Here is a 14,205-nt window from a genome sequence, read left to right on the forward strand (position 1 = left end):
CCCCGGGAGAGATCAGAACAGAGCGTCGAGGGCTTCGATAAAACGGCCGTTTTCCTCTTCCGATCGGACGGCGAGGCGGACAAAGCCATCGTCGAGACCGGGGAAGGTATGACAGCGTCGGACGAGAATCTTCGACGGGACAAGGCGCTCCTGAAGGGTCTTCCCGTCGAGAGGAGAGCGGCAGAGAAGGTAATTGGCCGCGCCGGGAAAGACCGCGAAGCCCCGGGCGGCGAGCCCTTCGGAGAAGGCCTGTCGTGCCGAGGCAAGCCGCTTCCGGCAGCGAGAGAGGAAGGGCCCTCCCTCTTCGAGGCAGGCCCTCGCCGCCGCCTCGCCGACACAGTTGAGAGGCCAGGGCTGAAGAAAGGCCCGCACCCTCCCGACCGCCTCCTCCGAGGCCAGAAGGTAGCCGACGCGAAGTCCGGGCAGGGCGAAATCCTTCGTGAAGGCCCGGAGGAGGAAAAGCCCCTTCGGCCAGGGATGACGGAAGAGGGTGGCCGCCGCGGGAACGGTCAGGTTGAGGAAACACTCGTCGACGACGAGAAGGGCTCCCCTCGCCTCCGCCGCCTTCAGGAGACACTCCAGTTCTCCTTCCGTCCAGGCCCGGCCCGTGGGATTGTTGGGCTGACAGGCCAGGAGGAGATCCCCCTCATCGAGAACGTCGCAGAGGGCCTCGACGGGAAAGGCGAAACCCTCTGCTGCGTCGAGAGGAAAGGCACGAACGGGGATCGCGAGGGAGCGCGCCACGTCGCCGTATTCGGCAAAGGTGGGTTCGACGGTGAGAAAGCGCCGGGGACGGAGCGAGGCGAAGAGGGCTCTGATGAGATCGCCGGCACCGTTGCCGACGACGATCCCTCGACGATCCCTCCCCGTGGCCCGCTCCAGGGCCTCGCGCAGGGAACGGCTCTCCCCGTCGGGATAGCGGTCGATCCACGCCAGAGCCCGCCGGGCCGCCTTCACGGCGAAGAGGGGGGGCCCCCAGGGATTGATGTTCGCCGAAAAATCGACCCAGGACCGGGGATCGTCGCGCTCCCAGATTCGACCGCCATGGAGACTCACGAGAGAAGAGCCCCGGCCAGAACGACGAAGAGGGCCAGCAGAAGAGAGGCGGCCCAGTAAAGAGAGAGCCCCCGTTCGAGGTCGAGGCCGTCGGGCCCGGGCCCGCTGCCGACGAAGGGCTTCTCCTCGACGGAGCCGAAATAGGAGACGGGCCCGCAGAGCCGACGTCTCAGCGCCCCGGCGAAAGCCGCCATGGGGAAGCCCGAGTTGGGACTCTCCAGCAGAGGACCGTCTCGGAACGCCGTCGTCCAGGCCTCCTTGACCTCGCCTCCGACGAGGGGGGAGGCGAGGGAGATGACCGCCGCAGAAAGGCGGGCCGGCCCCCACCCCAGAATGTCGTCGAAACGGGCCGAGGCCCACCCGAAGTCCCGATAGCGTTCCGTCTTGTAACCCACCATGGCATCGAGAGTGTTGGCCGTCCTGTGTGCCCAGGCCAGAAGAGGACCTCCCAGAAGGGCGTAAAGAAGAGGCGCCGCGAAGGCATCGCTGAAATTTTCCGACAGGGTCTCCAGTCCCGACGAGGCGACGGCCTCCTCCCCCATGGCCTCCGTGTCGCGGCTCACCAGAAAGGAGAGAACCTTTCTGGCCTCGTCGAGACGCCCTCGCCGGAAGGCCTCGGCGATGCGGCGCACCTCCCGCCCCAGGGCGCTTCCTCCCAGGGCGAAATAGAGGACGATGCCCTCGAAAACCCAGGGAAGAGGGAAAAAGGCGTTGACCAGAAGGGCCCCGGCAAGGGGAAGAAGCGCCGTCGCTTCGACGGCGACGAGGAAGATCGTGCCCTGAAGGCGACCGCCCAGAGGCAGGCGCCGACAGGCTCCTTCGAGGGAGGTCGCCACCCGGCCGACGAGGCGCACGGGATGGAGGGGCCATTGAGGGTCTCCCAGGAGGAAATCGAGGGTCAGGGCAAGAAGAAGGGCCTCAACGGACATGGGTACTCCTCCTCCCGAGGGCCTGGCCCAGGAAGCGCCGGGGCAGAGTCGAGTCGCTCCAGAAGTGGAGATGGACGTAGCCGGCCAGGAGGGAACCGGAGCGATAGCCCTCGGGCCAGGAGAGGATCTCCCTGCGGGCCCGGCTGACCCTGTAGGCATCGGGAGCGACGCCGGAGGCGACGGAGTAGTGAAACTCATGACCGGGCAGACGCTGCCCCTTTTCCTGCAGAACCGTATCCTCCAGAACGTCGACGTGGACATAGCCGAAGCGCTGAAGGCGATCCGTCATGGTCGTCTCGATATCGAGAAGACCCGCCAGCTCCCGTCGATGTCCCCTTCCGTCGGTGAGCCCCCGGCCGAAATACATCATGGCCCCGCACTCGCCGTAAATGGGCAGTCCCGCGGCGTGGGCCGACCGGAGCGAGGTCAGGTAGGGGATATTGTCGGCCAGCTCGTCGAGAAAGACTTCGGGATAGCCCCCTCCCATGAAAAGGGCCTCCGTTCCCTCGGGCAGGGCCTCGTCGGCGAGAGGGCTGGTGGGAACCAGCTCGGCACCGAAAGATTCGAGCAGATCGAGGGCGTCGCGGTAGTAGAAATGGAAGGCCCGATCCCAGCCGTAGGCGACGCGCAGAGGATGGTCCGAGAGGGGAACGATTTCCTCCAAAGGCGCCGGGGGCAAGTCCCTGCGACGGGAGGCCAGGGCCAGAAGCCTTTCGAGATCGACGCGCGCCAGCACCTCCCGGCCCAGCCGATCAAGTTGAAGGGCCAGCTCGGCCCGTTCCAGGGCGGGAACGAGCCCCAGATGACGCGAGGGGAAGATGACATCGTCCATTTTGGGCAACCAGCCCAGAACGGGAAGTTTCGTGAGGTTTTCGACGGCCTCCGTCACCGTCTCGGCGTGGGCCTCTCCGCCCACGCGATTGAGGACGACGGCCACGAGAGAGGGAGCCAGATTCGGCAAGGTGGCGAAGCCGTGGACGACGGCGGCGACGCTCGTCGCCCCGGCGGCGGCGTCGACGACGAGCAGGACGGGCAGATCGAGGCGACGGGCCGTCCATGCCGTCGAGTAGAGGCCTTCGGGACCCAGGCCGTCGTAAAGGCCCATGACGCCTTCGACGACGGCGACATCGGCCTCGGCCTGTCGCCTGAAGAGAGCCTCGAGCCTCGGCCCGGGAAGAAGGTGGCCGTCGAGGTTGCGACAGGGGCGTCCCGCAGCCGCCGCCAGATAAGAGGGGTCGATGAAGTCGGGACCGACCTTGAAGGGCTGAACGCGGAGTCCCTTGAGCGTCAGGGCGCGGATCAGGCCCGATGTGAACGTCGTCTTGCCCGAACCGCTCGAGGCGGCGGCGACGACAAAAGCCGGATGGGTCATCGTGGGAACTCCTTTCTTCGATTCGTTGCGATCCTTACGCGGAAGGTTCGGACGACAGCTCCATTTTAGCGTCTGAAGGGAAAAAGGAGCAGAGGAACGGAAGCGACTTCAGGACACCGAAGGAGCGTTCCTCCGAAGGGGGCGGCCTCCTCGCAAGAGAGGACGGGGAGAAGAGGGAAACAGGACCGCCCCGACCGGGAGCTCGTCGACGGCGTTCCCTCCTCGCGAGCGCCTCTCGCGGCGCAGAGATCCCTCGTGTAGAATAGGAAAGGAGATACACGACCGACGAGGAGGAATTTGCATGCTGATCTGGATCGCCGCCCCGGCCGCCGTCACACTTGTCATTCTCTGGGCCGTCTCGGTCTACAACCGACTCATCCGCCTTCAGAACATGAGGGAAGAGGGGTGGAGCGGCATCGACGTCCAGCTGAAACGGCGCTTCGACCTCGTGCCCAACCTCGTCGAAACCGTCAAGGCTTACGCCGCCCACGAGAGCGACGTCTTTCAGAAGGTGACGGAGGCCCGTGCCAGTGTGGCCCGGGCCCAGTCCGTAGGGGACCGGGCCCAGTCGGAGAACATGCTCTCCGGCGCCCTCAAGTCCCTCTTCGCCGTGGCAGAGAACTACCCCGAACTGAAGGCCAACACGAACTTCCTCCAGCTCCAGGAACAGCTCGGTTCCCTGGAAAACGACATCCAGATGTCGCGCCGCTACTACAACGGAACGGCCAGGGACTACAACGTCGCCATCGCCACCTTCCCCGCCGTCCTCATCGCCCGTCACTTCGGCCATGTCAAGGCCGACTATTTTGAGGCCGACGAGGGGGAACGGGCAGCGCCGGAAGTCGCCTTCTAGTCCTTCTGGGACCAACGCTTCCGTCTCCTCGCGAAGAGGCCACGGGAACGGAGGCTCCCTGCCGGGACAAGACAAAGACCCTCCAGCAGGAGAGGGACCCTCGACGAGGGTCCCTCTCCTGCTGTGCCCGAAAAATCCCGAGAAAGATCCGAGAGACTTCCCGGCGACGGGCTCTCCTTACGCCTCCGGCTGGAGGCCGTAGGCGGAAAGGCCCAGATCGGCCAGCTTGGCCTTTCCGGGAACGCCCTCTTCGTCCCACCCCCGGATCTCGTAGTAGGCCGGGAGCATCTCGCCCAGACGGCAGACCTGCCCCTTGGCAGGACCGGCAGGGACGGGATCGTTGAGAAGGCGCGGCGGCAACCGATCCTCTTCGGGACCAACGCCGGCCTTGAGGTTGAAGAGACGCTCCAGGTTCCAGATCCGCTCGCCGCAGCGGACGACTTCTTCGGCCGTATAGCCCGCCGCCGTGGCCGTCTCGAGCTGGGCCGCCACGTCGTCGGCTCCCAGAGCGAAGGTGACGAAAAGGCAGAGCCCCGCCGAATCGACGGCGGCCGTCAGGTCCTGGAAGGCCTTGGCCCAGAAGGGCTTCTCCTCGACGCTGGCCGGGTCGAGCTTCTGCGGCAGGCCCAGAATCTCCGGCGACGTCAGGTAGCCCCGGACGTGACAGCCGCCCCTGTTGGACGTGGCATATTCGAGCCCCATCCCCTGGAGAGTCCGGGGATCATAGGCGGGCATCTCCTGTTTCTTGACCGACATGGAGAGTTCGGGATGTCCGTAGCGCTGGGCCATGCGGTAAGACCCCTCGGCGAGGACGTCGCCGAAGCCTTTCCGGTAGGCCGTGGCCTCCGTGAGAGCCACGATGGCCTCGCCGTTGCCGAAGCTCAGATCCATGGCCGTCTCGTCTTTCGTGACGTAGCCCTTCTCGAAGAGCTCCATGGCGCAGCCGATGGTGCTCCCCATGGTGATCGTGTCCAGGCCCAGGTCGTTGCAGAGGAAATTGGCCCTCAAGACGACCTTCATGTCCGAGACGCCGCAGTGGGCGCCAAAAGACCAGGCCGTCTCGTATTCGGGGCCCTCTCCCTTTTTGCCGTCGACGTGGGTGACGCGGCCGCAGCGGGCCGTGCAGCTCATGCAACCCTTGGCGCGGATGAGGTAGTCGGCCGAAAGAGTCTCGCCGCTGATTCCCTCGGCCCCCTCGAACCAGGATTCCTGGAAGTTGCGCGTCGGCAGACCGCCGACGGAGTTGAGGATGTTGACGAGGACATTCGTCCCGTAGGCGGGCAGGCCGCCGGAGGTGACGGGATTGGCGGCCAGCTTGTCACGGCACTGCCTGACGGCGTCCATGAAGGCCTTCCCGTCGGCCACCTTGACGCCCTTCGTCCCTCTGACGACGACGGCCTTGAGGTTTTTGCTTCCCATGACGGCGCCGACGCCGGTCCGTCCCGCAGCCCGATGCTTGTCGTTCATGATGCAGGCGAACTTGACGAGATTTTCTCCGGCAGGCCCGATGCAGGCCACCTTGGCCTCGGGATCGGTGGCCTCGACGAGGAAATCCGTCGTCTCGTCGACGTTCCGGCCCCAGAGGGACCCGGCGTCGCGCAACTCGACCTTATCGTTGTAGATGTAGAGATAGACGGGCTTCGGAGCCTTGCCCTCGAAGATGATCATGTCGTAGCCGGCGTATTTGAGCTCGCCGCCCCAGTAGCCTCCCGAATTGGAGGCGGCGATGGTCCCCGTGAGGGGCCCCTTGGTGACCACCTCGTAGCGTCCGCCCGACGTGGCCAAAGTCCCCGTAAGAGGCCCCGTCACGAAGAAAAGCTTGTTCTCCGGCGAAAGGGCATCGACGGTGGGATCGACTTCGTCGACGAAGTATTTCGTCCCCAGGCCGCGGGCCCCGATGAAGTCCCGGGCGTCGTCCTTGCGCAACGCCTCGACGGAGAAAGTCCCCAGAGAGAGGTTCACGCGGAGGACCTTATTCATCCATCCGTACATCAGTCCGTCACCTCCTGGGCGATCTGGGCGAACTTGCGTGAGAACATCTTCTTCCTCTCGAGGGCCACCGTGTCGGCGGGAAGGAATTCCAGGGCCTTGGTGGGGCAGAAGGCCACACACTGAGGATCGCCACCGCACTGATCGCACTTGATGGCCATTTTCTTCTCGCGGTGGTAGGCCATGTTGCCGAAGGGGCAGGCGTGGACGCACATCCGGCAGCCGATGCACTTTTCCCCGTCGACGACGACGACGTTGTCCTCGTCTCGCGAAAGGGCACCCACCTTGCAGACGGCGACGCAGGGCGCGTCGTCACACTGCTGACAGGCCATGGGAACGTTGACGCCTCCCTCGAAGCGATAGACCGACATCCGAGCCAGGGCGGGACGGAACTCGCCCTCTTTGGCCATGGAACAGGCCAGCTCGCAGCTGCCGCATCCGATACACTTCTCGGGTGAAAGAAGCAGCACCTTTTCCATCAGACCCGATTCCCCCTTTTCTTCACCGGCACGGGACCGGCTCCAGACATTCCGAAACGTTTCCCCGCCCCCTGTCGGCTGCCTCCGATCAGGGAACGTCCGTCAGCGAAGGCCTCCCGTGAAAGAAGCCGCGAAAACCCGCTTCCGGCAGCGCTCGCAGATTCTCTCCTTCTCGTCCTCCTCTCCCAGAAACTCGAGCTGTTCTTCCGTGGCGAAGGGCTCGCCGCAGAGGGAACAGCGCAGCAGCTCGAAGGTCCGCCCCCAGATGAGGCGCCGATCCTCCGATTCCTCCATGACGATATGTCCCGTCGGACAGACCTTGGCGCAGGCGCCGCAGCCGATGCAGGCCGAGGGAGGCTCCTCGTAGGGACCGCCCACCTTGCGCTCCCAGCCGCGGAAGCCGAAGGACAGACAGCCCGTGGCCTCCTCCTCGCAGGCCCGAACGCAGCGTCCACAGTAGATGCAGCTATCGCGCTCGCCCTCGGGCAGACGGCCGAAGCCGACGGCACCGTAACGGCGGGCCACGTCGACGATCTCCTCCGCGTGAGGAGATCGGTCCAGGAGAAGGCCCAGGACGAAACGGCGGGCCCGGGCCACCGGCTCCGTCTCCGTCTCGACGATGAGGCCCTCGGCGACGGGGAACATGCAGGAGGCGACGAGGCGCCGTCTCCCCCTCTGTTCCACTTCGACCATGCAGAGGCGGCAGCTCCCCTCGGGAGACAGGCCCGCGTGGTGACAAAGAGTGGGGATTTCGACGCCGAGGCTTCGGGCCGCCTCGAGGACCGTCGTCCCCGGGGCGACGGTTAACTCCTTTCCGTTGATCGTGATGGTGACCATGTCCCTCACCTCCCGACGCGAATGGCCTGGAAGGGACAGGCCTCGTGACACTTGCCGCAGAGGATGCACGCCGTCGCGTCGATGACGTAGGGCTCTCCCTTTCGACCCGCCACGGCCCCGGCGGGGCAGACGGAGGCACAGAGACCGCAGCTTCTGCAGGACGTCTCGTCGACGACGAAGTGGAAAAGCCCCCGGCAGACACCGGACCGGCAGAAACCCTCCCTCTCGTGCTCGTCGTACTCCTCGGGGAAGTAGCGCAACGTCGAGAGGACGGGGTTAGCCGCCGACTGGCCCAGGCCGCAGAGAGCCGTGTCGCGCAGGTTTTCGGCCAGGAAGCGGAGAAGATCGACGTCTCCGGGGCGGCCCTTGCCCGACGTGAGGTCTTTCAGAATCGCCTCCATCTGCTTGAGCCCCTCGCGGCAAGGCGTGCACTTGCCGCAGGACTCCTCGACGAGAAAGGAGACGAAGTAGCGGGCCACGTCGACCATGCAGGTCCTGTCGTCCATGACGATCATGCCGCCTGACCCCATGATGGAACCGGCGTCGTCGAGGCTGTCGAAATCGACGGGAAGATCGAGGCTCGCCTCGGGGAGACAGCCTCCGGAAGGGCCTCCCGTCTGGACGGCCTTGAAATGCCGCCCCCTGTCCATGCCTCCGCCGATGTCGAAGATGATCTCCCTCAGGGTCATCCCCATGGGGACTTCGACCAGCCCCGTGTTCCGGACCTTGCCGACGAGGGAGAAGACCTTCGTCCCCGGACTTCCCTCCGTCCCCAGCGAGAGGAAGGCCTCGACGCCGTCGGAGAGAAGGAGAGGGACGTTGGCCCAGGTCTCGACATTGTTGAGCACCGTCGGACAGTCCCAGATGCCCCTGTCGGTGGAACGGATGTATTTGACGCGAGGCGTTCCGGGCCGCCCCTCGATGGAGGCCATGAGAGCCGTCGACTCGCCGCAGACGAAAGCGCCCCCTCCGCGACAGATCTCGAGATCGAAGGAGAAACCCGACCCGAGGATGTCGGGCCCCAGAAGCCCCAGGCGACGGGCCTCGCCGATAGCCCGACGGAGGGCCTTCACGGCCAGAGGATATTCGTTGCGGACGTAAATGAAGCCCTGTTCCGATCCGATGGCGTAGGCTCCGATGATCATTCCTTCGACGAGGCTGTGAGGGTCTCCCTCCATGAGACTCCTGTCCATGAAGGCTCCGGGATCTCCCTCGTCGCCGTTGGCGAGGATATACTTGGGGCTTCCCTGAGCCTTGCGGCAGGCCTCCCATTTCCGTCCCGCCGGAAAACCGCCGCCACCTCGTCCTCTCAGGCCCGATCGGACGACGGCGTCGACGACGGCCTGAGGCTCCATCGTCAGAGCACGGGCCAATCCCCCGTAGCCGCCCTGGACGATGTAATCCTCGATGCTGTCGGGATCGACGAAACCGCAGTTGGCCAGGACCTTCTTCCTCTGCCTCCGATAGAAGGGAAGGGTCTCGACATGGGGAAAGAGTTCTTTTCCCTCGCGGTAGAGAAGCCTCTCGACGACACCCCCCTCAAGGACGGTGACGCGAAGAATCTCCTCGGCATCCTGCGGCTGGACGTGGCCGTAGAGAAGGCCCGAAGGATGAACGGTGACGAGAGGCCCCCTCTCGCAGAAGCCCTGACAGCCGGTGCGGACCAGATCAAGAGAGACCTCCAGGTCCAGCCCCATCCGGTCGGCCGCCTCCTGCAGCGCCCTGTGGACATCGGCGCTGCCCGAGGCGAGACAGCCCGGCCCCCCGCAGACACAGAGGCGATGAGGCGCCTTTCTCCTCTCGCGCAGAGAACGGCGCAACGCCTCAAGAGAGACAAAGTCGGCAAGGGCCGTCATGACCGTCGCTCCCTTTCGAGGATCTCGCCGAGGCGACCGGCCGACTTGCCGTAGACCTGATCCTCGACGGTGAAAACGGGGGCCAGGGCACAGGCCCCGAGACAGTTGACCGTCTCCAGCGTGAACTGGCCGTCGGCCGTCGTTCCGCCCACGGCCACCCCCAGCTCCTTTTCGAGCGCGTCCAGCAGAGCTCCGGCCCCGCGGAGATGGCAGGCCGTGCCGGTACAGACTTTGATCGATTTTCTTCCTTTTGGGGTGAGACTGAAGGCCTTGTAGAAGGTGGCGACGGCGTAGACGCGGCTCTCGGAGACGGACAGATAGCGCGCCACCTCGGCCAGCGCGGGACGGGGAAGGTAACGGAAACGTTCCTGGAGATCCTGCAGAATGGGTAGGAGAAACCGTTCCTCGCGGCCATAGGCCTCGAGAATCCCTTTGACGGCATCGGTATCCATATCACACTGCCCCCTCGAAACAGGGTCCCCGGCCGGGACCGTCGGAAATATCCGTTCTTTTAACTGGCTGAAGAAAGGACCCTTTCCAATTCTCATTCTAGCACACTTTATACAGATCAAGCCCCTTTTTTCGCGAATTTTTCAGATCAAAAAAACGAAAAAAGACCCTAAGGGTCGGCTTTCACCTGACGTAGGCGGAATTTCCGTCGACGACGAGCCTTCTTTTCCATCCCAAGTCCCGCAAAGCCCCCGTCGCAAGTCGTCGTGAGGAGGCCGGACCGGTCCGCCCACCTCGCCGGGAGAGACCGCCGTCGACATGGAATTGAAAGGGCTTCTTGGCTTTACCCTTCTTTTCATTGTACCATTGAGAAAATTTTTGTTTTTGTGGAGACGGAAAATGACCCTCCCCGTCCTGGAATCGATTCTCTTGAGTCTACCTCTGGAGGTGTGCCTGCGTGGCCGAACGGAGAAAAAGGCGCAACGGGAAAAACCCGGGACGCTCCTCTTACGGCTCTTCCCGAAAGGACACGGACAGTCTCTCCTTCATCGGAAGAAGGCTCTCCTCTCCGAGCGGTTCCAAAGGAGCTCTCTGCCTCGCCTTCCTTCTCTCCCTTCTCTCCCTTCTCGTCCTCAACGCCTCGCCTCTTTCGGCCTTGGAAAGGCTCATCCGCTACGGAATGATGGAGCTCCCACCCCTTTTTTTCAAAGGTGAGGGGGGACGTTACGAAGGGTATTTCCCCGATCTCCTCGAGCTCCTCGCCGAGGGCGAGCCCTGGCGTATCTCCCTCGTCGAGGGACACGGCGATGAACTGCTGTCCATGCTCGAAAGGGGAGAACTCGATCTGTTGAGCATGGCCTCCACTCTGGCCCTGGAGAGGCGCGTCGATTTCGCCGACGTCCATCACTATGCCACCTGGTACACTTTCTTCACCCGTGACGACAGAGAGATCCTGGCCTTTCAGGACCTCGACGGGAAAAGGCTTTCCATCCAGGGCGGCTTCTATGCCCTCTACGAGCTGCGACGCATCCTCGACAGGCTCGCCGTCGCCTGCGAAATCGTCGAGACGAGGACGATGCACGAGGCCCTCGGCCTGCTTCGCCGCGGCGACGTCGACGTCTGCGCCGCCGAACAGATGACGACGGCCAACCTCGTCCGCCGTTACGGCCTAAGGAGAAGCCCCGTCATCTTCGCGCCGTCGCGCATCGTCTTCGCCACGACAAAGGGGAAAAACGGCGATCTTCTGGCAAGGCTCGACGAGAAGCTGGCCCTTCTCCAGTCCCATCCTCTCTCTCCTCTCAAAAACCTTCAGCGCCGCTGGTTCTACGACGAGGAGTTCGCCTTTTTCCCCTCCTGGGCCCTTTCGGCCTTCGTCATCGGTTTTCTGCTCCTCGGCCTCGCCCTCCTGTGCCTCATCGCCGTCTACAGGAAGGACAGGGTCATCGGCCAAAGGAACGAAGAGCTGGAAGAACACCTCGCCCTGGAGCGATTCCTCGCCGAGGCGGCGCAGCTCCTCCTCTCCAGCGGCGTCGGGGAGGAGGAGCTGCGCGAGGCCTTCGCCCGCGTCGGAGAGATGACACGAGCCCGCAGGCTTCTCCTCCTGCGAAGCTCCCTCTCGACAGAGCGTCGCCGCTTTCTGGAGATCCGCTACGCCTACGGCTCTCCCGAGCCCCCGCTCCCTTCGGAGGGCCTCGAAGAGGGAAAGGTCTTCGTCGACGACGTTCCGGTAGAATGGCTCACGGAACTGAACCGCAAAAAGATCGTCGAGGACGGCCTTCCGGAGCCCTCGTCGGGTGAGACCTCGTTCCCCCGCGCCGACGAGGGACGATTCTCCTTCTGCGCCCTCTGCGCGGGGAACCACCTCTGGGGAGCCTTGGCCTTTCAGCCTCTATCGGGACGAGGCCGGGAGAGGACGGAGGCCCTGCTCAGGACCCTTTCGGAGATGATCTCGGCCCATCTTCTCCGCCGCAAGGAGGCACGACGCCTTCTGCGGCGGGCGACGACGGACGATCTGACGGGATTGCCCAACAGGAAGGTCTTCTTCGAGTCCCTCGAACGAGAGACGGCCCGGGCCCTCCGTCACGGGCGCCCTCTTTCCGTCATCCTCTGCGACATCGACTTCTTCAAATCCGTCAACGACACCTACGGCCACGACAGCGGCGACAAGGTCCTGCGCCAACTGGCCCGACGGCTGCGGAAATCCCTGCGGGCCGAAGATCTACCGGCCCGTCTTGGAGGCGAGGAGTTCGGCATCCTTCTTCCCGAGACCGATCTCGTCCAGGCCTGCCGCGCCGCGGAGCGGCTGAGACAAGAGGTGGAGGGGACCGACTTCGTCCTTCCCCGGCTCCGGGAGGGTCTTTTTCTCCGCATCACGGCCAGTTTCGGCACCGCCTCTTTCCACGGCCCCTCCGACAAGGCGTCGGCCCTCTTCATTCGCGCCGACCGAGCCATGTACCGGGCCAAAGAGGAGGGGCGAAACCGCGTCGAATCCGAGGAGGGACTGCCCTCTCTTCCCCGGCGATGAGAACGAGGAGGTCCGCATCCTGCGGACCTCCTCGTTCTCATCGCCGGGGAAGAGGAAAGTTTTACTGGCCGACGGCCTTGAGATCGGGAACGGTCAGGGCCTCGGCGGGGTGGACCTGGCGCCAGGTCTTCACGGCCAGCCCCCAGACGTTGATGAACCCCTTGGCCGATCCGTGGTCGAAGGTGTCGGCGTCGGTATAGGTGGCCAGATCGTCCTGATAGAGGGAATTCTCCGATTTGAGGCCCACGACGACGGCCTGTCCCTTGTAGAGACGGACGCGGGCCACGCCGGAGACCACTTCCTGGGCCTTGTCGAAGAAGGCGTCGTAGGCCTCCTTGAGGGGAGAGTACCAGTAGCCGACGTAGGCCAGCTCCCCGTACTTGTTCTCCATGTCGGCTTTGGCCGCGTGGACCTCTTTAGCCAGGGTGAGCTTCTCCAGGGCCTTGTGAGCTCCCATGAGGACGACGGCCGCAGGGCACTCGTAGACCTCACGGCTCTTGAAGCCGACGAGACGGTCTTCGATCATGTCGATCCGCCCCACGCCGCAGGCTCCGGCGATCTCGTTGAGCTTGGCGATCAGCGCCGGCCCCTCCATGACGGCACCGTCGAGGGAGACGGGAAGGCCCTTCTCGAAGCCGATCTCCATGTAAAGAGGGGCGTCCGGAGCATCCCAGGGATCGGCCGTGAGGGCGAAACAGTCCGAGGGAGGCTCGTTCCAGGGATCCTCCAGAACGCCGCACTCGATGGCCCGACCCCACATGTTCTCGTCGATGCTGTAGGGGGATTTGGCCGTGACCGGCACGGGAATGCCGTGCTCCTTGGCGTACTCGATCTCCGTCTCACGGCTGAAATGCCAGTCGCGCACGGGAGCCAGGACCTGCAGCTTGGGATCGAGAGCGCCGACGCAGACCTCGAAGCGGACCTGATCCTGCCCCTTGCCGGTGCAGCCGTGAGCGACGGCGACGGCACCCTCCATCTGGGCGACCCAGACGAGGTACTTGGCGATGAGGGGACGAGAGAGAGCCGAGTTGAGGGGATAGGTTCCCTGATACTGGGCGTTGGCCTTGAGGGCCGGCCAGACGAAGTCACTGACGAACTCCTCGCGGAGATCCATGACATAGGCGTTGACGGCCCCCGTCTTGAGGGCCTTGTCCTTGACGGCCTCGAGATCGACGACCTGGCCGACGTCGGCCGTCATCGTCACCACATCGTACCCCTGATCCATGAGCCATTTGACGGCCACGCACGTATCCAGACCCCCGCTGTAAGCCAATACCACTTTGCCTTTGTACGTCATTGTCTTTTCCTCCCTTTCAATCGTCAAAGAGTGCCTGAAATCAAAAAAGAGTCCGTCCCGAGAAGGGACGGACTCTTTTGTCCGCGGTACCACCCAACTTGCCGCAGAGTGATCTGCGGCCGCTTGAGGTTCTTTAACGGGAACCAGGCGTTTTCCTACTTGGCAGGGCCTTTCTTCGGAAAGAGGCTCAGGGGCTCTATTCGGCCTTGCCGTCGAGAATCGCTTTCAGCCTAGGCGATCCCTCTCTGTCGACGAGCCACAGGCCTACTCTTCCCCGTCTCCGCCCCCATATTGGGCGTGAACGTCGAAGTAGGTCTTTCACATCGGACTCGTCTCAATCGGGCAAAGGCTTTCATCGAAAGCGGACCTCCTGAAGTGTGGCTTCCACTCGTTGAAGGGGAGTATAGCGAGGGACAGAGATGTTGTCAACCCCCTCAGCCACCCCTGTGTCGCCGGACAAGGATCGTGTCGCGCTGCAGGGCAGGATTTCGGGAAGGACCGGACCGGGACGCCTCGTGGGAACGAGGGGAGACGCTCCGACAGGATGAACCGGGACAGGTCTT

Annotated in this window: 11 protein-coding genes and 1 other annotated feature; of the genes, 2 read left to right on the forward strand and 9 right to left on the reverse strand. The window is 64.1% G+C overall.

Going from position 1 to position 14,205, the window contains the following annotated elements; translation table 11 throughout:
• Nucleotides 1-12: 12 nt before the first annotated feature.
• Genes KAR29_RS03575 through KAR29_RS03585 form a run of 3 tightly spaced genes read right to left on the reverse strand, consistent with a single transcriptional unit; the run spans nt 13 to nt 3,357 of the window.
• Nucleotides 13-1,056 (reverse strand): pyridoxal phosphate-dependent aminotransferase, encoded by a 1,044-nt coding sequence (locus KAR29_RS03575; protein WP_274374268.1) that lies wholly within the window; start codon nt 1,054-1,056, stop codon nt 13-15.
• The gene (gene cbiB, locus KAR29_RS03580) at nt 1,053-1,985 is read right to left on the reverse strand and encodes an adenosylcobinamide-phosphate synthase CbiB (RefSeq protein WP_274374269.1); all 933 of its coding nucleotides are present in this window, start codon (nt 1,983-1,985) and stop codon (nt 1,053-1,055) included. The genes KAR29_RS03575 and cbiB overlap by 4 nt, the downstream gene beginning before the upstream one ends.
• Nucleotides 1,975-3,357, reverse strand: coding sequence for a cobyrinate a,c-diamide synthase (locus KAR29_RS03585; RefSeq protein WP_274374270.1), 1,383 nt, complete (start codon nt 3,355-3,357; stop codon nt 1,975-1,977). The genes cbiB and KAR29_RS03585 overlap by 11 nt, the downstream gene beginning before the upstream one ends.
• A gap of 301 nt (nt 3,358-3,658) precedes the next feature.
• Here KAR29_RS03585 and KAR29_RS03590 point away from each other — a divergent pair, with 301 nt between their 5' ends.
• The gene (locus KAR29_RS03590) at nt 3,659-4,210 is read left to right on the forward strand and encodes a LemA family protein (RefSeq protein ID WP_274374271.1); all 552 of its coding nucleotides are present in this window, start codon (nt 3,659-3,661) and stop codon (nt 4,208-4,210) included.
• Between the two features lie 177 nt (nt 4,211-4,387).
• Here the strand turns inward: KAR29_RS03590 and KAR29_RS03595 are convergent, their stop codons facing one another.
• From KAR29_RS03595 to KAR29_RS03615, 5 genes are all read right to left on the reverse strand, one after another.
• The gene (locus tag KAR29_RS03595) at nt 4,388-6,202 is read right to left on the reverse strand and encodes an aldehyde ferredoxin oxidoreductase family protein (RefSeq protein WP_274374272.1); all 1,815 of its coding nucleotides are present in this window, start codon (nt 6,200-6,202) and stop codon (nt 4,388-4,390) included.
• Entirely contained in the window at nt 6,202-6,678 is a 477-nt protein-coding gene (locus KAR29_RS03600; RefSeq protein ID WP_274374273.1) for a 4Fe-4S dicluster domain-containing protein, read from the reverse strand. Before KAR29_RS03600 ends, KAR29_RS03595 begins: the two co-directional genes overlap by 1 nt.
• A 102-nt stretch (nt 6,679-6,780) precedes the next feature.
• Nucleotides 6,781-7,515 carry a 2Fe-2S iron-sulfur cluster-binding protein gene (locus KAR29_RS03605; protein WP_274374274.1) on the reverse strand — a complete coding sequence of 245 codons (735 nt, stop codon included), beginning with the start codon at nt 7,513-7,515 and terminating at the stop codon, nt 6,781-6,783.
• A gap of 5 nt (nt 7,516-7,520) precedes the next feature.
• Entirely contained in the window at nt 7,521-9,371 is a 1,851-nt protein-coding gene (locus KAR29_RS03610) for an NADH-ubiquinone oxidoreductase-F iron-sulfur binding region domain-containing protein (protein ID WP_274374275.1), read from the reverse strand.
• Nucleotides 9,368-9,823: an NADH-quinone oxidoreductase subunit NuoE family protein gene (locus KAR29_RS03615; RefSeq protein WP_274374276.1), complete on the reverse strand. Its 456-nt coding sequence runs from the start codon at nt 9,821-9,823 to the stop codon at nt 9,368-9,370. The genes KAR29_RS03610 and KAR29_RS03615 overlap by 4 nt, the downstream gene beginning before the upstream one ends.
• Nucleotides 9,824-10,278: 455 nt before the next feature.
• On the opposite strand from KAR29_RS03615, the gene KAR29_RS03620 reads away from it, so the two are divergent.
• Nucleotides 10,279-12,345: a GGDEF domain-containing protein gene (locus KAR29_RS03620; protein WP_274374277.1), complete on the forward strand. Its 2,067-nt coding sequence runs from the start codon at nt 10,279-10,281 to the stop codon at nt 12,343-12,345.
• 61 nt (nt 12,346-12,406) lie between these two features.
• On the opposite strand, the gene KAR29_RS03625 is transcribed toward KAR29_RS03620, so the two are convergent.
• A complete protein-coding gene (locus tag KAR29_RS03625) occupies nt 12,407-13,642 on the reverse strand; it encodes an argininosuccinate synthase (RefSeq protein ID WP_274374278.1) in 1,236 nt (411 codons plus the stop codon).
• Nucleotides 13,643-13,702: 60 nt separating this feature from the next.
• Nucleotides 13,703-13,932: a binding site (T-box leader), on the reverse strand.
• Nucleotides 13,933-14,205 lie beyond the last annotated feature (273 nt).

The organism is Aminithiophilus ramosus (assembly GCF_018069705.1).
Lineage (GTDB): Bacteria > Synergistota > Synergistia > Synergistales > Aminithiophilaceae > Aminithiophilus > Aminithiophilus ramosus.

Excerpts from the sequence above, each read along its gene's own strand:
- cbiB (WP_274374269.1), bottom strand. The coding sequence starts at position 1,985 with ATGTCCGTTGAGGCCCTTCTTCTTGCCCTGACCCTCGATTTCCTCCTG.
- KAR29_RS03585 (WP_274374270.1), bottom strand. The coding sequence starts at position 3,357 with ATGACCCATCCGGCTTTTGTCGTCGCCGCCGCCTCGAGCGGTTCGGGC.
- KAR29_RS03590 (WP_274374271.1), top strand. The coding sequence starts at position 3,659 with ATGCTGATCTGGATCGCCGCCCCGGCCGCCGTCACACTTGTCATTCTC.
- KAR29_RS03595 (WP_274374272.1), bottom strand. The coding sequence starts at position 6,202 with ATGTACGGATGGATGAATAAGGTCCTCCGCGTGAACCTCTCTCTGGGG.
- KAR29_RS03600 (WP_274374273.1), bottom strand. The coding sequence starts at position 6,678 with ATGGAAAAGGTGCTGCTTCTTTCACCCGAGAAGTGTATCGGATGCGGC.
- KAR29_RS03605 (WP_274374274.1), bottom strand. The coding sequence starts at position 7,515 with ATGGTCACCATCACGATCAACGGAAAGGAGTTAACCGTCGCCCCGGGG.
- KAR29_RS03610 (WP_274374275.1), bottom strand. The coding sequence starts at position 9,371 with ATGACGGCCCTTGCCGACTTTGTCTCTCTTGAGGCGTTGCGCCGTTCT.
- KAR29_RS03615 (WP_274374276.1), bottom strand. The coding sequence starts at position 9,823 with ATGGATACCGATGCCGTCAAAGGGATTCTCGAGGCCTATGGCCGCGAG.
- KAR29_RS03625 (WP_274374278.1), bottom strand. The coding sequence starts at position 13,642 with ATGACGTACAAAGGCAAAGTGGTATTGGCTTACAGCGGGGGTCTGGAT.